General features: G+C 41.3%; 20 protein-coding genes and 1 riboswitch. Of the genes, 8 read left to right on the top strand and 12 right to left on the bottom strand.

Annotation, left to right across the window (positions count from 1 at the left end):
* Positions 1 to 3: 3 nt before the first annotated feature.
* Complete coding sequence (locus LF817_RS01235) at positions 4 to 237, bottom strand: WYL domain-containing protein (protein ID WP_253933935.1); 234 nt, start codon at positions 235 to 237, stop codon at positions 4 to 6.
* 110 nt (positions 238 to 347) lie between these two features.
* A complete protein-coding gene (locus LF817_RS01230; RefSeq protein ID WP_253933934.1) occupies positions 348 to 1,313 on the bottom strand; it encodes a sodium:calcium antiporter in 966 nt (321 codons plus the stop codon).
* A gap of 488 nt (positions 1,314 to 1,801) precedes the next feature.
* On the opposite strand from LF817_RS01230, the gene LF817_RS01225 reads away from it, so the two are divergent.
* Complete coding sequence (locus LF817_RS01225) at positions 1,802 to 2,608, top strand: N-acetylmuramoyl-L-alanine amidase (RefSeq protein WP_253933933.1); 807 nt, start codon at positions 1,802 to 1,804, stop codon at positions 2,606 to 2,608.
* Between the two features lie 60 nt (positions 2,609 to 2,668).
* Here the strand turns inward: LF817_RS01225 and LF817_RS01220 are convergent, their stop codons facing one another.
* Complete coding sequence (locus LF817_RS01220; RefSeq protein ID WP_483867074.1) at positions 2,669 to 3,646, bottom strand: ring-cleaving dioxygenase; 978 nt, start codon at positions 3,644 to 3,646, stop codon at positions 2,669 to 2,671.
* A gap of 1,010 nt (positions 3,647 to 4,656) precedes the next feature.
* On the opposite strand from LF817_RS01220, the gene yfkAB reads away from it, so the two are divergent.
* Positions 4,657 to 5,787: a radical SAM/CxCxxxxC motif protein YfkAB gene (yfkAB, locus tag LF817_RS01215; protein WP_253933932.1), complete on the top strand. Its 1,131-nt coding sequence runs from the start codon at positions 4,657 to 4,659 to the stop codon at positions 5,785 to 5,787.
* Positions 5,788 to 5,939: 152 nt separating this feature from the next.
* Positions 5,940 to 6,854 carry an endonuclease I family protein gene (locus tag LF817_RS01210; RefSeq protein ID WP_253933931.1) on the top strand — a complete coding sequence of 305 codons (915 nt, stop codon included), beginning with the start codon at positions 5,940 to 5,942 and terminating at the stop codon, positions 6,852 to 6,854.
* A 43-nt stretch (positions 6,855 to 6,897) separates the two neighbouring features.
* On the opposite strand, the gene LF817_RS01205 is transcribed toward LF817_RS01210, so the two are convergent.
* The 6 genes from LF817_RS01205 to LF817_RS01180 all read right to left on the bottom strand — a co-directional run bounded on the left by LF817_RS01205 (position 6,898) and on the right by LF817_RS01180 (position 13,015).
* Positions 6,898 to 7,596, bottom strand: coding sequence for a DUF459 domain-containing protein (locus LF817_RS01205; RefSeq protein WP_253933930.1), 699 nt, complete (start codon positions 7,594 to 7,596; stop codon positions 6,898 to 6,900).
* 127 nt (positions 7,597 to 7,723) lie between these two features.
* Positions 7,724 to 8,287 (bottom strand): class I SAM-dependent methyltransferase, encoded by a 564-nt coding sequence (locus LF817_RS01200; protein ID WP_253933929.1) that lies wholly within the window; start codon positions 8,285 to 8,287, stop codon positions 7,724 to 7,726.
* 92 nt (positions 8,288 to 8,379) lie between these two features.
* Complete coding sequence (locus LF817_RS01195; RefSeq protein WP_253933928.1) at positions 8,380 to 9,084, bottom strand: hypothetical protein; 705 nt, start codon at positions 9,082 to 9,084, stop codon at positions 8,380 to 8,382.
* Between the two features lie 41 nt (positions 9,085 to 9,125).
* Positions 9,126 to 10,637, bottom strand: a complete 1,512-nt coding sequence (locus LF817_RS01190; protein ID WP_253933927.1) for a glycosyltransferase — start codon at positions 10,635 to 10,637, stop codon at positions 9,126 to 9,128.
* A gap of 19 nt (positions 10,638 to 10,656) precedes the next feature.
* Complete coding sequence (locus LF817_RS01185) at positions 10,657 to 11,661, bottom strand: UDP-N-acetylglucosamine 4,6-dehydratase family protein (RefSeq protein ID WP_253933926.1); 1,005 nt, start codon at positions 11,659 to 11,661, stop codon at positions 10,657 to 10,659.
* Positions 11,662 to 11,896: 235 nt separating this feature from the next.
* Positions 11,897 to 13,015 (bottom strand): polysaccharide pyruvyl transferase family protein, encoded by a 1,119-nt coding sequence (locus LF817_RS01180; protein ID WP_253933925.1) that lies wholly within the window; start codon positions 13,013 to 13,015, stop codon positions 11,897 to 11,899.
* A 192-nt stretch (positions 13,016 to 13,207) separates the two neighbouring features.
* Here LF817_RS01180 and LF817_RS01175 point away from each other — a divergent pair, with 192 nt between their 5' ends.
* Genes LF817_RS01175 through LF817_RS01160 form a run of 4 tightly spaced genes read left to right on the top strand, consistent with a single transcriptional unit; the run spans position 13,208 to position 17,157 of the window.
* Positions 13,208 to 14,707: a spore germination protein gene (locus LF817_RS01175; RefSeq protein WP_253933924.1), complete on the top strand. Its 1,500-nt coding sequence runs from the start codon at positions 13,208 to 13,210 to the stop codon at positions 14,705 to 14,707.
* Entirely contained in the window at positions 14,704 to 15,906 is a 1,203-nt protein-coding gene (locus LF817_RS01170) for a Ger(x)C family spore germination protein (protein ID WP_253933923.1), read from the top strand. Before LF817_RS01175 ends, LF817_RS01170 begins: the two co-directional genes overlap by 4 nt.
* A complete protein-coding gene (locus LF817_RS01165) occupies positions 15,893 to 16,063 on the top strand; it encodes a hypothetical protein (protein ID WP_253933922.1) in 171 nt (56 codons plus the stop codon). The genes LF817_RS01170 and LF817_RS01165 overlap by 14 nt, the downstream gene beginning before the upstream one ends.
* Positions 16,063 to 17,157 carry a GerAB/ArcD/ProY family transporter gene (locus tag LF817_RS01160; RefSeq protein WP_253933921.1) on the top strand — a complete coding sequence of 365 codons (1,095 nt, stop codon included), beginning with the start codon at positions 16,063 to 16,065 and terminating at the stop codon, positions 17,155 to 17,157. Before LF817_RS01165 ends, LF817_RS01160 begins: the two co-directional genes overlap by 1 nt.
* A 40-nt stretch (positions 17,158 to 17,197) precedes the next feature.
* Here LF817_RS01160 and cysI read toward each other — a convergent pair whose 3' ends face one another.
* From cysI to LF817_RS01145, 3 genes are all read right to left on the bottom strand, one after another.
* On the bottom strand, positions 17,198 to 18,922 hold the full coding sequence (cysI, locus tag LF817_RS01155; protein ID WP_253933920.1) for an assimilatory sulfite reductase (NADPH) hemoprotein subunit: 1,725 nt from the start codon (positions 18,920 to 18,922) through the stop codon (positions 17,198 to 17,200).
* A gap of 18 nt (positions 18,923 to 18,940) precedes the next feature.
* The gene (locus LF817_RS01150; protein ID WP_253933919.1) at positions 18,941 to 20,755 is read right to left on the bottom strand and encodes an assimilatory sulfite reductase (NADPH) flavoprotein subunit; all 1,815 of its coding nucleotides are present in this window, start codon (positions 20,753 to 20,755) and stop codon (positions 18,941 to 18,943) included.
* A 236-nt stretch (positions 20,756 to 20,991) separates the two neighbouring features.
* Positions 20,992 to 21,103, bottom strand: a riboswitch (SAM riboswitch).
* A 144-nt stretch (positions 21,104 to 21,247) separates the two neighbouring features.
* Positions 21,248 to 21,958, bottom strand: a complete 711-nt coding sequence (locus tag LF817_RS01145) for a hypothetical protein (protein ID WP_253933918.1) — start codon at positions 21,956 to 21,958, stop codon at positions 21,248 to 21,250.
* A 224-nt stretch (positions 21,959 to 22,182) separates the two neighbouring features.
* On the opposite strand from LF817_RS01145, the gene LF817_RS01140 reads away from it, so the two are divergent.
* Positions 22,183 to 22,470, top strand: coding sequence for a phospholipase (locus tag LF817_RS01140; protein WP_253933917.1), 288 nt, complete (start codon positions 22,183 to 22,185; stop codon positions 22,468 to 22,470).
* Positions 22,471 to 22,651 lie beyond the last annotated feature (181 nt).

Genomic DNA, 22,651 nt, shown 5'->3' with positions numbered 1-22,651 from the left:
CATTCAGGAAACCTCATGACTCACACCCCTTTTATTGAATTGAGCTGGAAATATTGAAAGAATTGAATCCTTTTGAAACGTCCTCACTTGTCCTCTTGAATAGCAGAAGGCAAGCAAGTGGTTTTCCCTTTCCTCCACCACTTTGATCATCCGTTGAGATATAGTACCATCACTGGCACAATAAATGATTTCTAGTTTCTCCCCTGTCTGAAGAGCACGAGCGATCAACCCATTCATTCCTCTCACCCCCTTAGTACGAACGTTTGTTCTTATTATATCTCTTTACCCAATAAATATTCAACACAAACAAAAAGGTACCAGAGGAAATCCCTGGTACCTTTTTGGTATCAAAATATTATATACGAAAAAACCACATAGACCAGACTGACAATCATAGACGGTGCTATATAGCGCCACTGATTACTTATGGCCGGACGCCAAAGCAAATATATCGTCACCAGGGTCATGAATACACCCAATAACCCTATAAAAATGTGTGAGTTCCCTGCCGCTGATAAAATGGCTTGGTCTCGATAAAGAATATCAGTCAAAACTAACAGCTGCATGTTAAAAATATTACTTCCGAGTATGGATCCGATTGCCATACCATAATTGGCTACCTTAAAAGCGGCCAATACGGTTACAAGCTCTGGCAGTGATGTAGAAGCAGCAATCAAGAAACTTCCGACAAAGCTTGAATCCAATCCCGATACTTGCGCTAGTTGATCGCCAGAAATGGAAAGCGCGCTTCCTGCTCCAAACACAACTAGAGCCATAACGATAAATCCGGTGACTGCTGTTTTCAATTTATAGTCTTTTACAGGAAGGTCTTCATCAGCCTTCTCTTCTTCTCCTTTATTAGAGAAAAACTTGATCATAAGGATGTATAGTAAGGCAAGAACGACCATTTCGATTCCTACCCCGAACCATTCAATCGATTGCGGGAGGGCTAATGCACCAATGATAATGATCATAAAAATCAGTCCCATAATGGCGGCAGGCTTATGTTCTTGATAGCCTACCCGCTGAAAAAGACGACGTCGGCGGTAAATGATATCGACGATAGCTAAGATTAATAGATTAAATACATTACTCCCGATCATGTTCCCTACGGCAATATCAGGATTATCAATGTAGACAGCCGTCAAACTAGTTGTCAACTCAGGCAGTGAGGTGGCTCCTGCAATTAAAAACGTACCAACAGCAGCACCGCTTAAAGCTGACTTTCTGCTAATGACATCTCCGAACTCATTAAGCTTGATCGCAGCTCCAACGACGACAATAGCAGCGACTAAAAAAATTATATAAACCATGGGTTTTCTCCTCTCCACCAGCACAAAAAAGACCCTGGTACAGAAATTGTACCAAGATCTCGCGTACTAACGTTAATAGCCTTTCGGACCAGGCAGTTTGCTGCCGAAATGACGATCCGAAAGCCGCATAGGCGGTCGCTACTCCTCTTGTTACTACTACTATATTTTATTTCTATATAAAGAGTCAAGAATTTTATTTGGGGTTCGTCACAAGTCTAGTATCTATAATTTCATAATGATGGTATATCTATTATCTTACAGAAAAAAGTCACCATTTAATTACGATACACAGGTTATCTCCCACATATATCCACTTATTAATGCCTATTGACTTGTTTGTTCTTTATCATATTGAATTTATTTGTGGGGTTGCTATGATAGTATCTAACCCCTAAAAAAATCAGATATCTATGAATATCGTAGGAAAGGCAGGCTAAATTATTAGTGCTTTCAATTCACAAGTAAATAAGAAGTGTTTGTACCCAAGTATGGCTTTAGGACTATTAGGAATTCTATTAGTTTTATGGTTCCTTCCTTCCCCAGTTGAAGCCGAAGAATCAGACGAATATAGTGTGGATGCAGCTGGTGGTTTGAACGTAAGGAGTTCTCCTGACATCCAATCTACTATTATCGGTTCACTCTCTGACGGCTCTACAATTAACGTGCAGGAGCAAGAGAACGGATGGTCCAAAATTAATTACAACGGAGTCACCGCATGGGTTTCCTCAGATTTTTTGAATTCTTCAGGTTCTTCCCCCCTGGATGGTATTAACATCACCCTTGACCCTGGCCATGGAGGTTATGATCCGGGAGCAATCAGTGTTGACGGAACATATGAAAAAGACCTTAATTTAAGGACAGCACAGCATACATATGAAAAGCTTAAGGAAGCAGGCGCTGTCGTAACGATGACAAGGTCGGGGGATCAATATCTGTCATTAGAAGAAAGAGTTGAACATAGTCATTCAACCAATGCAGATGCTTTTATTAGTATTCATTACAATTCAAGCATTACTTCAAGCGCTAATGGAATAAGCAGTTATTACTACAATGATTCTAAAGATCTGCCCTTCGCTCAAGAACTGCAAGGTGAGTTATCTGAGCAAACAACCCCTCAGAATAATGGGGAGTACCATGGGGACTTTCATGTAATGAGAGAAAATAACTCTCCGGCAGCTCTCCTGGAACTCGGTTTCTTATCCAATCCGGAAGAAACGGTTCTTGTTCAAACAGATAGTTACCAGTCTCAGGTATCAAGCGCCATTGTTGATGGAATTATAAATTATTTTGAATAATGATCGAATAATGAAGTAAGAAGCCGCCGTTGAGAACAATACGGCAGCTTCTTACTTCTTTTATTCTTTGATGAATTCCTTTGTACTCCTTACTGTATCGATCGGTCGTACTTTTTCTTCAATTTGTTTTCTTTTTGGCTCTAATATTGGAGGAAGCGATAACTTTTCGCCTAATGTTTCATAGGGTTCATCTCCCATGAATCCCGGACCGTCAGTGGCAAATTCAAATAAGATTTGCGGCGCCACTTTTACATATAAAGATTCAAAATAGTGGCGGTTGACATAACCGGACGTTCTGAATCCAAAGGTCGGCATGCGCTCGATCCACTTTTCTAATGTTTCGCGGTCATCTACGCGGAAAGCTGCATGATGAACCGTTCCGAAACCTTGACGAGCTTGGGGAAGAATAGGATTATATTCTACAACAATTTGCGCGCCGCTCCCACCTTCTCCTGTTTCAAATAAATGAAAAGCGCCTTCTTCATCAATTTCTTTAAATAACAACACTTTCTCAAGCATGTCTTTGAAATAATCGAAGTTTTCAACACGGACGTACAGTGGTCCTAAACCAGTTATAGCAAATTGCAGCGGTACAGGCCCTTTCTGCCACGGTATACCTGCTGGAACACCATCATTTTTTTCATCAGATATCAGTTCATAGGATTGATCATCAAAATCGGTAAAAGGCAGCACCTTTTTGCCGAAGCGTTCCTCGATACCTTTATGTTTTATATCCATGCGATCAAAGCGTTCCACCCAATACTCCAATGCAGCATCACTGGGAACTCGAAAGGAAGTTTTGGAAATTTCATTTGTCCCGTGGGATCCTTTTGGAATACCTGGAAAATCGAAGAATGTCATATCTGTTCCGGCGCTTCCTTTATCATCCGCAAAGAAAAGGTGGTACGTCTGAATATCATCCTGGTTGACCGTTTTCTTAACTAATCGCATTCCTAGAACATAGGTGAAGAATTCATAATTTTTCTCTGCACTGCTCGTAATAGCTGTGACGTGATGCAGTCCTTTTAATTCGTTCATGAGTAACTCCTCCATCTTTATATTCTTCATTCATTTTTCTTTTAGTTCTGTTAAATCTTAAATTTACTCTTTCACATAAGCTCTCTTTAGTGGAAGACTCAGTTTCGAGACATCATGAGAATTTAGGGGCTCCGGGAAACGGATCGCTTTCCTTGGGGCGGGCGCTGAGCCTCCTCGAGCTTCGCTCTCCGGAGTCTCACCTGTCCCGCTCCTCCCCCAGCAGTCTCGCCGTTTCCCTCTGCCATATAAGTATCTCGAAACCGCTTCAACAAAAGCAAACATTTTTGTTAGTACGCAGTTTCTCGATCCAAGTGTCTCAGGCTGCAAAACCTTGCTATAAAGCTCTTAATCCGAAAGAACAGAGGGATGAAAAACACTTCTTCTGAGTAAAAGCGTTTTTTATCGCTTACTTCGCAGGGAGGAATGGGAACTGTGATGCTCCTTTTTTAAATACGAAAGCGCTTCGTTCAGCGGCGTATGAACTGGAATGAGCTGCCAGAGATAAAGGAAACAAGAAGACCATAGTGATTCGATCTTGACTTACAAAAATCGTTAGTCGCTAATCGCTAGATCTCGGAATACGCAGCTTTGTTGAGAGATCAGAAGTCTTTTTCTGTGCCAGGGTGTTCGTTCATTCCATTTCGCATGGGATGGTTGGGAAGCTAGGAGACTCCCGTGGGAGAAGGAAGTAGGCGAGATCCCACAGGGATGCAAGCCCGAGGAAGCTCGCCACTTCCCCCACAGGAAAGCGAGTAGCTTCCCAACCACACCAGACTCTCATTACAGCCACGAACCCAGGTTATCTCAAAACCAAGTCTTCCACTATCCTGCCATATTATTTAGTAACAATGTTATGAAAAACCACCAACTGCATCTACCATAGCTTATCCTGTATGATTATCTTATACCTATTTTATCTCGATTTCAAGATAAATGTTTTTTATGATTGTGCGAAGGCGCATGATACAATATTAATAGAATGTTACAAGTAAGAAAGGAAGTTTTTCACCATGGGTACCACAGAAAAATTCAAACCGTTAACCCCTTCCTATGACCCCTGGGAAGCTTACATGGATGTAGAAGAATTTGGAGAGATGACACTGTCAAACGTGGAGTTCACAACGACATACTTATGCAATATGCGCTGCGCACACTGTGCCGTCGGCTATACACTTCAAAATAAAGACCCTGATGCCTTGCCGATAGATTTAATATTAAAAAGATTAGATGAAATTGAACATTTACGTACGATCAGCATCACAGGCGGAGAGCCGATGCTTTCCAAAAAGTCTGTCGAACAGTATGTCGTTCCACTGCTTAAATATGCTCACAACCGCGGAGTCAGAACCCAGATCAATTCGAATCTGACGCTTCCTTATTCGCGCTATGAATCGATCATTCCCTACTTGGATGTACTTCATATTTCCCACAACTGGGGAACAGTCGACGAATTTGCTGAAACCGGTTTTGCTCTGATGGATCGTAAGCCTAAATTTGAAAACCGCGCTAAGTTTTTCGACCGGCTTGTAGAAAACAGCCAGGCTTTATCTAAAGAAGGCGTCATGGTGTCTGCTGAAACGATGCTGAACAAACGGACGTTTCCTCACTTAGAAAAAATCCACGATCACATTTTGGAAATGGGCTGTGCCCGCCATGAGATCCATCCTATGTACCCAGTTGATTTCGCTAGTAATTTAGAAACGTTGACTTTAGAAGAAATGCGTGAAGGGATTAGCAGACTATTGGACCATCGTGATCCAAATATGTGGATGCTGTTCGGCACGCTGCCGTTTTATCCTTGCAATAAAGACCAGGAAGATTTGGAGATGCTGAAGCGCCTTGACCAATCACCGAACGTTACCGTTAGAAATGACCCGGATGGGCGTTCTAGACTGAACGTCAATATATTTTCCGGGGAAGTGATTGTCACAGACTTTGGTGATGAACCGGGTCTTGGAAACATAAAGAACACGTCCTTACCTGACGCTTTTAACCAATGGATGAAATCGAAGACCGCCCAGTCTTTAAACTGCCATTGTCCTGCAGCTAAATGTCTCGGTCCGAATTTATTAGTTAAAAATACTTATTATAAAGATGTGGATTTTCAAAGCCAACAAGCCAAAATTGAACTGAATCGTTAAGAGTAGAGCACTGTCAATTGACGGTGCTCCTTTTTATCCAGTTTTATAACGATACTTTAGCGGTATATACCTGTATAAGTGAAACAATGTAAACTTACTTCCTAGAGAGTCACACATTATCCATCAGTTCATAACTAGGAGGAAATCATGTCATGTTGACACTCAGGCAAAAAGAAAAACTCGCCCCTATGCGAGCGGATCAGAAACGGCTTCAAACTGTAATTTCTGGTGTGCAAGCCACCCAGCGTGCCATTCAACAAAATGAAAAAGCTTATTATGATCGGGAAGCGGATCAGAACGCGATCAAAAGTTATTATGCAACTATTGATTTCAAACATCAAACCAATGACGAATTGCTCAATAGTTTGACTGAAAAACTGCAATCTTCCCATACCAATAAAGTGCGCTATAACCCTACCGAGTATGTATATCCACTGGTGGATTTACGACCGGACGGCAAGCTTCTTAATATCTATTCAGGAAAAAGCCGTGGAGCCGAAGATGTGATTAAGGAAGACTATGAAACTACCTTGAGCCGTATTCAGAAGAGTAAAAACCTTCCGGATCACGACCAAGCCCAAGTCATCAAAGAGCTGCACCACATTACTGAAAAACTAAAATATAACTGCGAACATGCAGTACCACAGTCATGGTTTACTGAAAAAGAGCCGATGCGCGGAGACCTCCACCATCTGTTCACGTGTGAACCGGCCTGCAATTCACTCCGAAGTAATTATCCCTATCATGATTTTCCTGATTACCATCCAGATGAGTTACTTTCGCAGAGAATCGAGGATGAATGTGGAAAGATAGATGGAGAACTGTTTGAGCCGGAATACGGAAAAGGCCCTGCCGCTCGTGCCATGCTATACTTCCTTATCAGATATCCTGGCCAGATCGGCAAAAAATACAGAAATAAAATTGATAAAAAATTGCTCTTAAAATGGCACCAGGACTTTCCCCCTGATTTGTATGAATTTCATCGTAATTACACGATTCAAAAAATCCAGGGTAACCGTAATCCGTTTATAGATTTCCCTGAAAAAATGACAGAAGTATTATCCTGAATATCAAACAGCCGCAAGCCTCCCCTGGCAATGCGGCTGTTTTCTAAAAATCATATTCTTCTATAATTTTTTCTGTAATTAAATTATACCCTTTCTCATTAGGATGAAGAGCGTCACTGAAGTATTCAGTAGACTTTTCGGGAAACAGATCGTTTGTAGGAATGAATTTTACATTCGAATAATCATCTACGATTCGCTGGCTTCTATCATTCCATTGGACGACCTCTTCTTCTATTTGTTCAGAATAGGGGAAAGGGTTGTACAATCCTAAAAACAAAATAGGTGCGTCCGGATTTTCCTCACGGATGATGTCGAGGATTTCCTGTAGGTTGTCCTCATACTCTTCCTTCCCTGCCTCAATCTGTTCTTCATAAATCTTCACTAAGTCACCGCCATTGCTATCTATTAGATCATTTGTTCCGATGAATAAAGTGAAATAATCGGCTTCGTTCAATCTATTTTTTACATCCGAGTGCTGAATCTGCTGCAGCAACCCATCTGTTTGCTGGCCGGGGATTCCTAAGTTCCGGACATCTACCGTATCCTCGCGGCCTTCATTGAATAATTCTTCAAGGTTCTCAGCATAACCATCTCCGGATGAGTCACCAACCCCGTGGGTAAGCGAGTCACCTAAAGCATAAATTTGTTTCTCATTACTAGTTATACCATTCGCCTGTATAATCCAAGTTCCTGCACCTGCAACTAGAACAAGAACCACTGCATAGAATACTATTTTTTTCATAAGCTGCCTCCTAGGACAACTGATTTCCCCTTTTGTGAAATTTTCAAACTGTGTCCCTGGTCCTGTGCTGATAGACCTTCAAAAGCAACACAAAAAAAGTGCCCCCCACAGGAAGCACTTCTTCTTCTCATAGTGACTGGTCAAACTTCATGAGCGGCCTTTTCCCAAGCTTTCTTAGATTCCTGGTATATCCTAATATTGTAGGATTTCTCTGTTGCAAGTTTTCCATGATTCCCTTTACATTATGACTTTTATATCCTCCATCTGCTTCTTCGAGAGCAGATGCCTCTATAAAAATTAAACGGGAAGCTTCAAAAATCGTATCAATGAGTTCTTCATATTCATCACAATGGTGAAGGATACTCAATGCTAAAATCACATCAAAATCCTCCTTTTCCGTGAGAACCTTCAAACTATCAACATTTACTTCTTCACGGATCAGCTTAACGTTCTTATTGTTGTTCTGCCTTATAATGTTATCGATTTTTTTGTCGGAGGTAAGCATCGTCACTTGTGCGTTGAAGTCCTCGGCAATCCTGAAGGAAAAATAACCGGAGTCCGCCCCAATATCAAGAACTGTAAAGGGCTGCTTTATTCGATTAAGCTGTTCTTTAATCTTCTTATACCTTTTCTCGCATTCTCTTTTTCCCTTTTTGACTACTTTCCCTTTAATCCAAACATCTTGATACATCCACCCTTCTCCTTTCTGTAATGCTTTGTTCAAACTGGCTTTTTGGCAGAACAATAATAAGTGATTACTGCCCGTCCCTTACCCGCTTCTTATTATTCCAGCAAACCTATTCTACCCGCCTTTTCTATTCCATTATTTTCAAAATAATTAGTGAAAATCCTAAGGGCCGTTTCTTGATCATACGTCTTGTTGCGAACTTGAAACCAGGTATCAACTTCATTTGGATTAACCACTCTGACCCAATGAGGCTGGAGCTTCACTGAAACAGTTTGAATACCTAATACGCTCAAAGCGGCCAGGCGGTGCTGCCCTCCCCCTGCGAGAAAACGATAATCCTCTCCCTTTTTAAGAAACTGTCCTCTTATATAGCCGTCCTCATTTTCTTCAGGCAAGTACCCATCTTCCTTTAACTTTTTATATATACTTACAACTCTTAAAAACTCCTTTTCACCGAATTCATCAGAGTTAGGACCAAAGTGCTGGTTCTCTCCTGTCATCCATTTAGTATTAGGACGCCACGGTAAAGGAGACCATGGCGTCCTGAGACGTTTGTAACCCTCTCCATAAAATAAACATTCCATTAATGATTTCGGTTGATATAAGTCATAGTACTTTTTCAAGACAGAAGATTGATAATCAAGGGCTGGGTTATTTATAAACTGCTTTAACACCGCAGTTAAATAATGCCAGCCTTCTGAGGAATACGAGTAACATTGCCAATCGCAGCATTTAGACACATCAACTCTGACTATGGAGGTCCTGCTGTTGAGAGCTGCTTTCCCTCTAAAGATAGACATATAGGTTTACTCCTTTTTCCAATAACTGAACGACCGATACTCTAAGGTCCACCTATAGGTTCTGTCACTGAGCGTATCAATCTGATTAACCGTTTGGCAGAAAGGGTTCTCACTGGGTAGGCGTACTCTAAAAACTCACGAATTTTGTTTTGGGCTTCACTTCTCATTTTATTATCCATCAAGTATTTTGAGACCTTTTCTGCTAAGATTTCTGGTTTAATTTGAGCGTACTCCTGAAGGCGTTCAAAATAACCAGAGTTTCCAGGAAAGGAACTATTCAATATAAATACAGGCTTGTTTGCCAGCATAGCTTCTAATGCCACAGTCGAACTGTAGGATACTACAGCATCGCAATGATGCAGAAGATCATATAAAGGAACATTCAACGAAGGAAGCAGCTGGGGATATTTATTAGTGAGGAAGTGGGGTTTGATCCCAGGGTAGTCTTTTATAACGATGTTTACCTGTTCCATATCAGGCAACGCTTTAATGAATCCTTCTAATTCCCGTAAATAGCGTTCCCCTCTCACTACCATTAAGATCGTCTTTTTCTTTGGATCCATCCGTAATTCCTTATTCAAACCCTGCTTATTGATGGACGATGGATTCAAGAGGCGATCGAACCTTGGACTTCCAATGATGGCTACTTGCTCGATCGGTACGCCTCTTTCGTTGTACCAATCCGCTTCAAATTGGCCGTAAACAGCCTCTGTATCTGCTATTTGGGGCAGGTATCCGAATTCACTTGATATAATACCGTGCTGCATACAAATTGTAGGAATACCTTTTCTCGCGGCTACCAGTGCCAGTGTCCTGCTTTCTGGATAATGGGTGGAAGGCACGACTACACAGGAAATTTGTACAGATTTGAAAAGCTTTTCCGCTTCATCTATACGTGTGATGACTTTTGTAAGCTGCTCGTAGAATCTTTCTTTAAAAAGCTTATGACTGAACATTGGATGGTTTTTATAGAGGTGGGTTATTTTTTTGGCTTGCCGTTTGATGTTTTGAACCTCATTCGTATTGTTAGATGAAAATTGATCAAAATATCCAGTAGTTATCAGCTGACCCTTTGTACTGGTGGTGCTCCGGACTTTTTGCAATGCCGGTTGGTTCGTTCTGCGTTTCCTTAAGGTTCGTTCTTTTCGTTTGGATGACTTCTTGCCCTCGGCTTTCTTTTTTCTCTTTCGTTCTTTAAGTATGATCGTTTGATGAGCGGGGAAATATTTTTTTATGACTTCGGGCGGAAAGCGAAGTAAATTATAAATATCATAAAGCATGACTTTGCCCGAATTACTTCTTTTCTGTTTCGCCGCATGAGCATTTTTAAACTCATTAAATTTGTGCTGGATATCGCTGCTGCTTTTCACATCGTTTATTAATACATCTTGAAATGCCTCAGAATGAAGCCGCTTCATGACTGTAGGATTATCAACAATTAAACTTCTATAATGACATAAATAGGGTAAAGAAAAGCCCTTATACTGCAGTTCTTCATATGCATCGATGAAGTCAAGATAGAGTGACCAATAATTATGTTCGTACGTATCCATAGATTCTTTACCCTACCTTTCAAATCAGATTTTCACTGAGCAGCATGTGTCTCAGTTCACTCATTGTAATTGGTTCTGGCCCCATGGAACTATAAGTGCCAGGAACGGCTTTTTTTCCATTTTTATAAGAAGAAAGAGGTTGATAAGCGCCAGGAATGATATACATGCCTGGCAATTCCCAGGCTGTCGCAGATTCTTCATACGTCATCAATTCCTCATACATTTTTTCACCAGGCCGCAGTCCTATTTCAGATATTTTGATTTCATCCTTATTTAGATGATGTTTCTTACACGTTCCTTCAATAACTATCTGAGTTAGATCTTTAAGGGAAATGACAGGCATTTTCAAAACAAAAACCTCTCCTCCCTTTGCTTCTTTCAAAGCCTGTAAGGTGAGTTCTGTAGCTTGACTCAACGACATCATAAAACGTGTCATATTAAGGTCAGTTACTGTCACTTCTTTATTTTTCAAGATTTGTTTTTTAAACAGAGGGATTACTGAACCTCTAGCCCCCATCACATTACCAAATCTTACACTGGCAAAAATCGTCTGTCCTTTCCCTTTACTGTATTCGGCAGAAGAAATCAGCCTTTCAGCCATTAACTTAGTGGCTCCGTACGTATTCGTCGGGCTGATCGCTTTATCTGAGCTTGTGAATACCACTTTTTTTACGTTTTGAGAAATCGCAGCTTTAATGACGTTGTTCGTACCATGCACGTTCGTAAGTACAGCTTCGTAAGGGTTGTATTCACAAGCCGGGACATGTTTCATCGCTGCTAGATGAAAAACATAATCGATATCCTGCATAGCGTTGTGAACGCGATCATAATTACGTACATCTCCGATCAAAAATCGCAGGTTGCTGATTTCCCCTAACTCATTCTGTAACTGATACTGCTTGAACTCATCCCTGCTGAAAATCCTGATGATTTCCGGCTGTTCTTTAAGCAGGGCTTTCACTATACTTTGGCCTATCGTTCCGGTTCCTCCAATGACTAATATCTTCTTTCCTTTAAAGAACACGACTGCGCCTTCTTTCACTGTAAAGTTTCTATTTATATTCTCTGTCCGTCTGATTCTTAAAATAATGATGCTGGAGTAATATATATATTCATGTGCAAATCCTTCGGTACCTCTAATAGATTGCAGTCTAATAAAATGGTCACACGCCCTGCGCTTCTTTATTCGCCACAATAAAAAAAGAGCCGGTTTCCATAAGGTGGAATCGACCCTTTGAGCAAGAACTAATAATCATTGGTTACGGTATTTGTTCTAATAACGGCTTCATTTTAGTGAGCCATAATTTGTCAATCAAATTCAGTGAGTGACTCGTAACCGGATACCCCTGCATCATCTCTTGTTTGAACATTTCAACTGCTTTGAAAGAAGGCTGTTCCTTTCTCATGTCGGCAATCACGTCTGCACTAAGAGTAATAAGCTGATCTGCTTTATTTAATGAGTTTGTTGAGGGTGCAGCATATCCAAGGCCATTCAATGTAGCTAAATGCCCTAATCCTCTCCCATCTTCTGCAATTAACAAACTAGGTTTCCTTGTTCTTAAAAACCAAATATGAGCGTGAAGCCGGAAACCGATATGAGCATCCATATGGTGATAAAAATCAAATTTTTCCGAGCTCCCCGCAAATTCCTTAATGTTGACCTGGGTCTGATCCCAATGAGGAGGTATATGTTTCCCGAAACTGCCTCTATACCCATGCAAGGTCATGAACACTTCACAATTGAATGCCTGTTTTAATTGTAACGCTAATGAATAACTCATATCCCAGTGATCTTTATTGTGAGGTAAAGATAACGCAATATTATCCATTTTCCTGGGTAAATTATGTCTGGTCATCAAACAGTCGGTGTCAAATAGGGCACAGTCACCTGTCGTTCCATAACATTGCACCCCATTATAATGAAGCAGATTCTCTGTTGTAATGTCTCTAGCTGAGATGACTCCTCGTTTATTTCCATGTGATGTTTCTCCAAAAATTGAGATCAATTGCTCTCGATCTTCAGAGTTCATTTTCAAAGAAGTAGACTGTTTGATCGTTCCCGGGTATGCTCCCCATCCAGCTCCTATCGCAAAAACTGGAATAGAACGCTTTTCTGCTTCTTTTAAAAAAGCATATCTGTTTTTCGGAGCTATCACATCCCCTTCCAGTGTCGGTCTCATGGCTGGGGATAGAATAGCTGTATACTTGGAGAGGTCGGGAACATCTTTAACCTCATGATCTACAACACTGTAAATATCGATGTCAATTTGTTTCCCTTTTACCGCAATTAATAGATCTTTTAAACTTTTACTAATTAAATGATCTCCTGAATTCCTCGACCCTTTGCCGGGATAAGTGGAAAGAATGAGATATGCCAATATTGCTCCCCCCTTTTCTAAAGATTTATGGTTCCTTGTTGAAATACATGGTTCCATTATATGAGTCCTTCTCCCCCCGCATGCCCGACCACCTCAAGCCCTTAACATTAGCAATCTCATGGGATCTGATAAAAAAGTATAAAATTATTTTGGTTTGGCCACAATGTAGTAAAAAGTGTCAGGAGGATGTCTATGAGAAGGAACCGCTCGAAAAACGCCTCCCCTCCTAATCATACAGACGACAGCTTGATCATCTCTAAAGACGTGGAACAGAATATCAAACAAATCAAGCAATCTCTCGGAGAACCTTTTGACTTCATCAGTAAAATATATTCATTCAAACATACCGCTTTCGCTTTATGTTATATTGACGGACTGATTAGTACGGAAGACATTGAGCTGAACGTGATTCCTCCGATGATGGACTGGTTCAAAGAGAATGACTCTAGTAGAGATTATGTAATCAAAGATTTCAAGCAGCATATCCAAATTCCTAAAAAATTAAAAACGACGACTGAATTTTCGGAAGTGCTTCAATCCCTCCTGAGAGGTCATGTCATTTTGTTTGTTCAAAAGGGAACAGAAGCCTATTTGATTTCAGACCAGCGTTGGGAAACAAGAGGGATTGAAGAACCAAGTTCCCAAACGATGGTAAGGGGACCAAGGGAAGGGTTTGTAGAAACTCTTTCAATTAACTCAACGTTAATACGAAGAAGAATCACTAACCCGAAATTACGGTTTAAAACTTTCATCGTAGGTGAAGTCACGCAAACTACTGTAATCGTTACTTATATCGAAGGGTTAGTGAATGAAGATGCTCTGAAGATCGCATGTCAGCGAATCTCTGACTGTAAGGCAAAGGAAGTCTTTGAAACAGGAATGCTCGAAGAATTGATTGAAGATAAAGGGTATACTCCTTTCCCCACTTTGATTGACACGGAAAGGCCCGATGTCGTTTCTTCTGCGCTTGCAGAAGGTAAGTTAGCCATTATGATGGAAGGCACTCCTTTTGCTTTAATCGGTCCTGCCACACTGATTTCTTATTTCCAGACTGCAGAGGACTATTACAATCGGTTTGATTTATCGACTTTCTTACGTCTCATTCGTTTTATCGCATTTTGGATCGCTTTTGCTTTACCAGCGACTTTTGTGGCACTTACGACTTTCCATCAGGAATTGATTCCAACAGACCTTTTAATAAGCTTAGCTGCCCAAAGAGAGGGTCTGCCATTTCCAGCACTCGTGGAAGCCCTGGTGATGGAGACTGTTTTTGAAATTCTTAGAGAAGCCGGGATACGTATGCCGAGACCAATCGGTCCTGCCGTATCAATCGTTGGTGCCATTGTTATCGGAGAAGCTGCCGTTTCTGCGGGGCTTGTATCCCCTGCTATCGTTATTGTCGTATCTCTTACAGCGATATCAAGCTTTGCCAACCCTTATTATTCAATTGCAGGCTCTGCCCGTATGCTTCGTTTTATATTGATGCTGTTCGCAGCTTCAGCAGGGATTTTCGGAATATTCATCTTTACGATGATTATCTGCATTCATCTCGTTTCATTAAAATCATTGGGACAACCTTACATGGTCCCTTTCGCTCCTTTTTCTCTGAAAAAGCAGAAGGATACCCTTTTACGGTTTCCATTATGGTGGAGCAAACGTAAAAATAGAAGAAACGGGGAGGTTTTAAAATGAAATTTTATTCCTCTCTCTTATTAACACTTCTTATCTTCTTAGGAGGATGCAGCGGGCAGGAAGAACTGAACGAGCTGCTCATTCTAACAGGGATAGGAGTAGATCTAGGAGAAGACGATACAGTGAAAGTCACGTTTCAGGCTACAAACCCTCAGGCACAAGCGGGAGGGGAAGCCGGGGGCGGCGGTGCCAGTCAAGCCAACAGCTATACCTTTGAAAGTGAAGGTGAAGATATGGTTGAGGCCGTATTTAACGCCAGGGACTTATTATCAAGAAAGCTGTTTTTCCCGCATATTTCTTCACTCCTCATCAGTGAAGATTTTGCCAGAGAACGTGGAGTTCATGAAGTTTCCGACTTTCTTGAACGTCATTATGAAATCAGGGACAGTTACTTACTCTTCATCACTAAAGGTGCTACTGCAGCTTCTATATTGAATACATTTACACCGCTTGATAACTCCTCCACTAAAAATATAGAAAGTTTAACAAAGGTAAGGGGAGGGACACTCAGCATCAAAAATGGCACTGAATTGGAAGACTTCATTAGATGGAGGTACGGTGATGACAGGGACCCGGTGGTGATGGGGGTTGAAAAAGTGAATAAACAGTCAAGCTCGACCAATACAGAAGACTTAAATGAAATCGAAGGGAACAAAAGCGCTTTACGATTAACAGGATTAGCTTTATTTGATAAGGATTACTTAGCGGACTGGCTTTCTTACAAAGATTCGATTGCCTGGGCTATTATTACGAAGGAATCAGATAATGTAAGGTCCTATGCTGTAAAATGTCCTGAAGATGGTGGAACCATTGGTTTCTTACTCAAAGAAATGGAAGTCAAAGCAGAACCGAAGCTAGTTAATGATCAATTAAATTATTCCGTCCAGTTAGAAGGGCACATTAATTTACAAGGACTAAATTGCAAAATCAAACTGTCCACCGAGCAAGGAGTTAATGAACTTCAAACTATAATAAACGAGGATATGGAAAATGAGTTGCAAACGGCTCTTACAAATGCCAAGGAATCACAGCTGGATTACTACGGGATTAAGAACCAATTATCCCGGAACCAGCCCGATGAGTGGAAGAAATTGAAGGACGACTGGAGCAGCCTTTATGAAAACATGTCGATAGAAACAGATGTGAACATTTATTTAGAATCTCCAGGTTCGAGAGTGGATAACAATGAAGCACAATAAACGAAAGCCAAAAGAAAAGCTGATCATCACTGGTGTATGGCTTTTCTCCATCATATATATGTTGGGGTATCTTTATGATCAACCGGTTTTCCCTGTAACAGAAGGTCTCAAGGCCGTCTTTGAACCTATTTACTACGGCATGTTCGGAGGTCCATGATGAATACTCAAATCACAAAACGTCAGTTATTTATGGTCGTTATTAATTTCGTCATTTTCAGCTCTATTCTCATGGCTCCTGCCATCACCGTAGTAGCAGCCGAACAGGATGGGTGGATTTCAATGCTCCTCGCTTTGATCATAGGGCTGATATTGAATGTGCTTTACCTTTTCCTTTTTAAAAAATATAATTATCCTTCATTATTTGAGCTGATGAATCGAGCAGCCGGGAAATGGTTAGGTACTGTAATGAATATATTGATTGTATTTTACGCTCTTCACCTTGCCGCCATGGTCGTAAGAAATTTAAGTAATTTTATGGTAGCGAGTGTCATTCCCTACTCACACCCGTGGACATATCAAATTCTCATTATTGTCGTCGTCATGTACTCAGCAGTTTTAGGTGTGAAAAATTTGTTTCTATTGAATGATTTACTGTTCCCAATCGTTATTTTTCTCACGCTTATTTCCTTTATTTTAATGATGAAAGAGTTCTCCTTCTTAGAACTTAAACCAGTCTTCCATTCAGGACCTTCAGCTATTTTTCAAGGAGCCTATGCCACACTCGGCTTTCCTTTTATTGAAGCTTTAATCATAGGATCTTTTTTCCAATATGTTAAGAAAAAAGAAAAGCTCATGCTTACCTACTTATCTGGTATCGCTGCAGGAGGGCTCGTGTTAGTCATTACAGTCTTTATCATCATAGCAGATGAAGGGACTTATCTAGTTTCTAGAGAAACATTTCCCACATATTCTGTTATAAGGGATATTGATTTTATCACTATATTTGAAAGAATTGAAATTTTGCTTGCCATCGCCTGGATGATCGGATTGTTCGTCAAGATTTGTGTATGCTTCCTCGTAGTCATGATGGGGCTGAAGCATTTATCAGGCTCAAAAACATACCGTCCCTATCTTATCCCTATCGGTATTCTGATTTGGGCAATGAGCAACCACCTTCATAAGACGGTTATGGACTTCAGTAACTTTGTAACGACGAGCTGGACGATGTACTGGTTTGCTCTTTATTGTTTGGTTATTCTAGTTTTTCTAATCGGTCTGATAAGAAACAAGCAGACAAGTTTACAATCATAATGCCTGCAGAAGTTAACTAACTTCTGCAGGCATTCTAAGTTTATTTATGAAATTCCAGCCCTGAGTGAACGGCTTCGACGTATCCTGCTCTGATGACGTAGTCACCAAAGTGCTCATTCTCTTCCCGTTCTTTTGCATAATTGATAAGAATAGGTTTAAGTTCTTGTAATATCTCTTCTTCTCCAATATTTTCACGGAACAATTTATTGAGTCTGTCACCTCTGAATCCTGCTCCCAAATACATATTATATTTACCAGGAGCTTTTCCGATAAAGCCTATCTCACCAAGGGCTGGTCGGGAACACCCATTTGGACAGCCTGACATACGAATAATGATTTCTTCGTCTCTTAATCCTGCTTCATCAAGAATGTCTTCTATTTTATCAATCAAAGAAGGAAGATACCTCTCGGATTCCGCCATAGCCAGCCCGCAGGTAGGAAAAGCGACACATGCCATCGAATTCCTTCGGAGAGCGGAGTTCTCTTTTCCGTCAGTCATTCCGTATTTGTTAACGAGCTCTTCGATACGGTCTTTATTTTCACTCTCAACATTCGATATGATGAGATTCTGGTTAGGAGTCAGACGGAAATCACCGGTATGGACTTTAGCGATTTCACGCAAGCCGGTCATCAAAGGATATTCATCTTTATCTTTAATTCTTCCATTTTGGATAAAAAGAGTCAGATGCCATTTCCCATCGCCCTCGATCCATCCGTAACGATCTCCGTTATGATCGAAGCTGTAGGAACGCTCCTCCTCTAAGCTCCAGCCAAGCCTGTCATTAAGTTCTTCCTTCACCCAATCAATACCCTTTCGATCGATTGTATACTTGAATCTCGCATTCTTTCTCTCCGAGCGGTTCCCATAATCGCGCTGGATCGTAAGAATTTTTTCAGCAACGTCCAGGATTTGGTCAGGCTCACAAAAACCGATGACTCTGGAAAGCTGAGGGTAGGTGTCCGTATCTCCGTGCGTCATCCCCATTCCCCCGCCAACTGCCACGTTGAATCCTTGCAGTTGTCCATCTTCTAAAATGGCGATGAAACCAAGATCCTGAGAATATACATCCACATCATTTGATGGAGGTACAGCTACTCCAATTTTAAATTTTCTCGGTAAATAAAGAGGGCCGTAAACCGGCTCCGGCTCGGTCTCTTCTTCCGTATCCCGGCTATCAGTCACTTTCTCTTCATCAAGCCAAATTTCATGATAGGCTCTTGTTTTTGGCAGCAGATGGTCACTTAAACGATTAGACCAGTCGTACACCTCAGAATGTATGTCTGACTGATAAGGGTTGGCGTTACACATGACATTCCGATTCACATCGCCACAAGCCGCAATCGTATCCATAAGCGCTTCATTCATCCCTTGAATACTTTTCTTCATATTCCATTTCAACACACCATGCAGTTGGAAGGTTTGCCGCGTCGTCAGCTTCAATGTTTCATTGCCATACGTATTTGCTAGTTCATCCATTTTCAGCCACTGATCGGGAGTTGCAACGCCGCCCGCTAAACGGACACGGATCATAAACTGATAGTTCGGTTCTAACTTTTGCTGTTTCCGTTCATTCCTGACGTCGCGGTCATCCTGCATATAACTTCCGTGAAACTTCAACAGTTTCGTTTGTTCCTCGGGAATGCCAGCGGTGATCCGCTCCTCGAAGCTTTCTACAAGAGTTCCTCTTAGGAAATTACTTTCATCTTTAATCTTTTCCATTTCACTCGGCGGGCCGTGCTGTTCTGGAAATCTATTTTTCGTCATGATTCATCTCCTCCCCTTTTAGTACACATCACGCTGGTAGCGCTTCTCTTTACGCATATCCGTTAAATATGCTTCGGCTTGTTCGTCGTTCATTCCGCCTTCTTGCTTCAGGATGGTAAGAAGGGCACTTTGAACATCTTTCGCCATCTGCTTTTCATCACCGCAAACATAAACTACAGCACCGGCCTGAAGCCACTCATACAGGGACTGACTATTTTCAAGCATGCGATGCTGGACGTACACTTTCTCAGAAGTATCACGAGAGAAGGCGACATCCATTTTTGTCAGGACGCCTTCTTTCAGCCATTTCTGCCATTCAATCTGATATAAAAAGTCAGTGACAAAATGCTGGTCACCAAGGAACAACCATGCATCGCCCTCGACATCCATTTCTTCTCTTTCCTCCAAGAAAGCGCGGTACGGTGCTACCCCGGTACCTGCTCCAATCATGATGACGGGAGTGTCCGGGTTCTGCGGCAACTTAAAGTTCTGATTTCGCTGGACAAATACAGGTAAAGATCCGCCCGGCTCTGATCGTTCTGCACATTGGACTGAGCATACTCCCGTACGGTTTCTCCCATGTGAGTCATAACGAACGGCACCTACCGTCAAATGAACCTCATCCGGATTCGCTTTTCCACTGCTTGCAATCGAATACAGACGGACAGGAATTTTCCGTAAAATAGAAATGAACTCACTAGCGGATACTTTGAAGGGACCATAATCATTGACTAAATCAATAAGGTCACGCCCATAAATATAGTCTTTTAATTTTTCCGAGTGGACAAGCTCTCGCAGCTCCTCATGATTTGCAAGCTCTGCCACCTTCTCAAGCAGCGGTTTCGTTAAGCTCGTAATTTCAAAAGTAGTGCTTAACGCTTCACGCAGAGGTTTTGATTCCCCTTGTTTGTTGATCTGCACAAGTTCCTCTGGATCCCATTCCATCACTTCAAGCAGCTGTTCAACTAGAGTTGGATCATTCTCAGGGAAAATCCCAAGACTATCACCTGGCTCGTATTGTAAACCTGAGCCTTCTAAATCCAGTTCAAGGTGGCGGGTTTCTTTATTAGATCCGCGCCCATTCAAATTGATATTTTCCAAGATTTCTGCTTGAAAGGGATTGCTTCTTGAGTAAGAAGTGGCAGAAGTCGCTTGATCGACTGGAGCCTCTGATGATATTGAGGCTTCTGATTGCCGCCCTTTATTCAATTGCTCCAGAACTCCTTGCATCCACTCTTCGGCAGGATCTTCAAAATCTAAATCACAATCCATTCGTTGAAATAACCTTTCTGCTCCCAGCTCCTCTAATCGTTTGTCAAAGTCTTTGCCGGTCTGGCAATAGAATTCATACGAGCTGTCACCGAGAGATAGTACGGAGAACCTTACATCATCAAGCTTAGGCGCCCGTTTACTATGAAGAAAATCATAAAATGGAATCGCATTGTCAGGCGGATCGCCATCCCCGTGCGTACTCGTCAGAATGAGTATATCTTCAGCTTTTTTTAAGGCTTTAGGTTTGTAATCATCCATAGAAGACAACGTTACTTTAAAATCCTGTTGTTTCAGCCGTTGAGCAAAATCTTCCGATAAAGACTGGCAATTCCCCGTATGGGAACCATAAAGAACCGTAACTTCCCTCGTTTTGGCTGGAGCTTCTGTAGAGGCTGCCTCTTTTGTTTGGGGAGGATCATGAACCGCAGCACCAGAAGATGCCGGCCCCGCCAAATACCCGCTCAGCCATATCTTTTGATTTTCTGTAAGTGTAGGAATCACACGATTCAATTGTTCTGCTTGTTCCTGGTTAAACGGACTATTCTTTTCCTGTAGCTGCAAAATTACCCACCTCGCATCAATATTTTTCCTTTTTCTCTGGCTACATCCATTTTCCTTATCTTAATTATGTAAGCCATTGTAATCATAGTTGTTTAGTCGGGATTATAGCCGCACGTATTTACATTTAAATCAAGAATAAGAGTTTCTTAACCTCACTTCCCTAAAATAAATAAAAAACCTTTCTTCCCAAATAGACAAGAAGAAAGGTATACGATGACATCATATATCGAACAATCTTCTTATCTTCCAGGCACCACAATCACCTGCTGGAATTGGCACAGTGTCTAAAACTAACGACCCGTTGCCGAGGCTTCGCAGGGCCAGTCCCTCCACCTCTCACAATAAGAAAGTTTCTATGAAATTGTAAGGTAATTAATGGTACATATACTATGCTTATTTTGCTGAATTGTCAATAGATTCTGATAAGATCATTCTTGTAACCTTACTTCTATTCGGTGATATTTTTCCTTACGTGCTGCCATAGAGCTGGATTTATTTACCCTTCTGAATCTTTTTCCATAAACCCGTCGATATGATAAATAGAATAATTACAACAAAAGCGGCTGCAATGAATTTGATCAACTCGTTTTCTTGATAAAGATAAATAGCTCCATATCCCCACACGAAAACAAGAGGGAAGAGAAAATCTTTTTGCAGAAAGTAAAAGGCTAAAGCAATCAACCCTCCAATCGTCAGTAAAATGACTGACCAGCCAAGTTCACCGATTGAAAATAATTCTTCTATCCCATTGGCTTTCAACACAACGAAAGCGTCTACAATCGTGGCAATGGATGTCCACCCAAGGTAAATGGAAAACGGAACCCTATACTTTGCAGAGGATAGATAAAGTCCTTGAATAATCGTATACACGATACAAAGCGTCAATAAGGATAGGGAGATGAATAGGATCGCAGGTGTGGTGCCTACAATGACAGAAGTTCCTGAAAGAATCATACTGATAGGAAACCATAGCCCGATCCGGCTGACGAATAAGTCTTCTTCTTCATTGGCAAAAAAGGATTTCATAATCAATAGGAACAGCAGTAAATAAATCAGACCCCATATTGAAAAAGCAAACGGCGCCGGCATGACATACACTTCTTCACTGCCCATTCCACTAGAAAAATCTGCGATAAACAATGAAGCAACAATCATATAGATGAAACTAGCCAGATTGAACAGTTTCAACATTAACAGCTTCATAAAGGTCCCTTCTTTCTCTCTTCATAATTGTACATCCCCCGTTTAATGTATTCTCTAAAACGACTCAATAGCACACGTAAGTCACCTTCCCATTTAAGCCTCCTAAAAAACAAGTACAAAATAAGCGGTATTCCTAAACAGTAAGAGCCGTCCCATCATAAAATAAACAGAGAAAACATCACCTTTGCTTACGGTTTTGACTATTTGAGAAAGAAGAGGAAGATATGCCTAAGTACAACCACAGAAGTTTACGGCCGAGAGTTTGTGTACTGCCGGGATATAATTGGTGCGGACCAGGCTGTAATGGGCCGGGACCTCCAGTCAATGCAGTAGACGCTGCATGTAAAGCACACGACATCTGTTATCAAAGGTCCCGACATTATTGTTCCTGTGACCTAGCATTCATACAACGGCTCGAACGTCTTCAAAATCCTTACACAGAAGAAGGACGTCATGCAAGAATGCTTCTTCACTATATGAAAATCCAGAGATTTTTCACTTGTTCGTTTTGATATGTGAGAGATTAAAGAAGGAGGCCTCCCTTTGTTTGAGAGGCCTCCTCTTGCTGTTTTCAGCAGACCTGGAAAGATAAGATTTTGGAGATTCCGTTACTCATAGTAGAGCTTGAAGGTCCGGGAAATCGAACCGTTTCACGGAGCCCCTAACTCTCACTAATTTCTCGGAATCGATTAG

It is taken from the genome of Halobacillus sp. A1, assembly GCF_024189295.1.
GTDB lineage: Bacteria > Bacillota > Bacilli > Bacillales > Halobacillaceae > Halobacillus_A.
Note: the sequence above shows the minus strand (reverse complement) of the source record. Positions and strands in the feature narration are given on the sequence as shown.

Coding starts and splice junctions, on each gene's coding strand:
- LF817_RS01200 (WP_253933929.1), bottom strand. CDS start 8,287: ATGTATCAAGATGTTTGGATTAAAGGGAAAGTAGTCAAAAAGGGAAAA.
- LF817_RS01210 (WP_253933931.1), top strand. CDS start 5,940: ATGTTGACACTCAGGCAAAAAGAAAAACTCGCCCCTATGCGAGCGGAT.
- LF817_RS01205 (WP_253933930.1), bottom strand. CDS start 7,596: ATGAAAAAAATAGTATTCTATGCAGTGGTTCTTGTTCTAGTTGCAGGT.
- LF817_RS01170 (WP_253933923.1), top strand. CDS start 14,704: ATGAAATTTTATTCCTCTCTCTTATTAACACTTCTTATCTTCTTAGGA.
- LF817_RS01225 (WP_253933933.1), top strand. CDS start 1,802: ATGGCTTTAGGACTATTAGGAATTCTATTAGTTTTATGGTTCCTTCCT.
- LF817_RS01230 (WP_253933934.1), bottom strand. CDS start 1,313: ATGGTTTATATAATTTTTTTAGTCGCTGCTATTGTCGTCGTTGGAGCT.
- LF817_RS01190 (WP_253933927.1), bottom strand. CDS start 10,637: ATGGATACGTACGAACATAATTATTGGTCACTCTATCTTGACTTCATC.
- LF817_RS01220 (WP_483867074.1), bottom strand. CDS start 3,646: ATGAACGAATTAAAAGGACTGCATCACGTCACAGCTATTACGAGCAGT.
- LF817_RS01165 (WP_253933922.1), top strand. CDS start 15,893: ATGAAGCACAATAAACGAAAGCCAAAAGAAAAGCTGATCATCACTGGT.
- cysI (WP_253933920.1), bottom strand. CDS start 18,922: ATGACGAAAAATAGATTTCCAGAACAGCACGGCCCGCCGAGTGAAATG.
- LF817_RS01235 (WP_253933935.1), bottom strand. CDS start 237: ATGAATGGGTTGATCGCTCGTGCTCTTCAGACAGGGGAGAAACTAGAA.
- LF817_RS01140 (WP_253933917.1), top strand. CDS start 22,183: ATGCCTAAGTACAACCACAGAAGTTTACGGCCGAGAGTTTGTGTACTG.
- LF817_RS01160 (WP_253933921.1), top strand. CDS start 16,063: ATGAATACTCAAATCACAAAACGTCAGTTATTTATGGTCGTTATTAAT.
- LF817_RS01145 (WP_253933918.1), bottom strand. CDS start 21,958: ATGAAGCTGTTAATGTTGAAACTGTTCAATCTGGCTAGTTTCATCTAT.
- LF817_RS01195 (WP_253933928.1), bottom strand. CDS start 9,084: ATGTCTATCTTTAGAGGGAAAGCAGCTCTCAACAGCAGGACCTCCATA.
- LF817_RS01175 (WP_253933924.1), top strand. CDS start 13,208: ATGAGAAGGAACCGCTCGAAAAACGCCTCCCCTCCTAATCATACAGAC.
- yfkAB (WP_253933932.1), top strand. CDS start 4,657: ATGGGTACCACAGAAAAATTCAAACCGTTAACCCCTTCCTATGACCCC.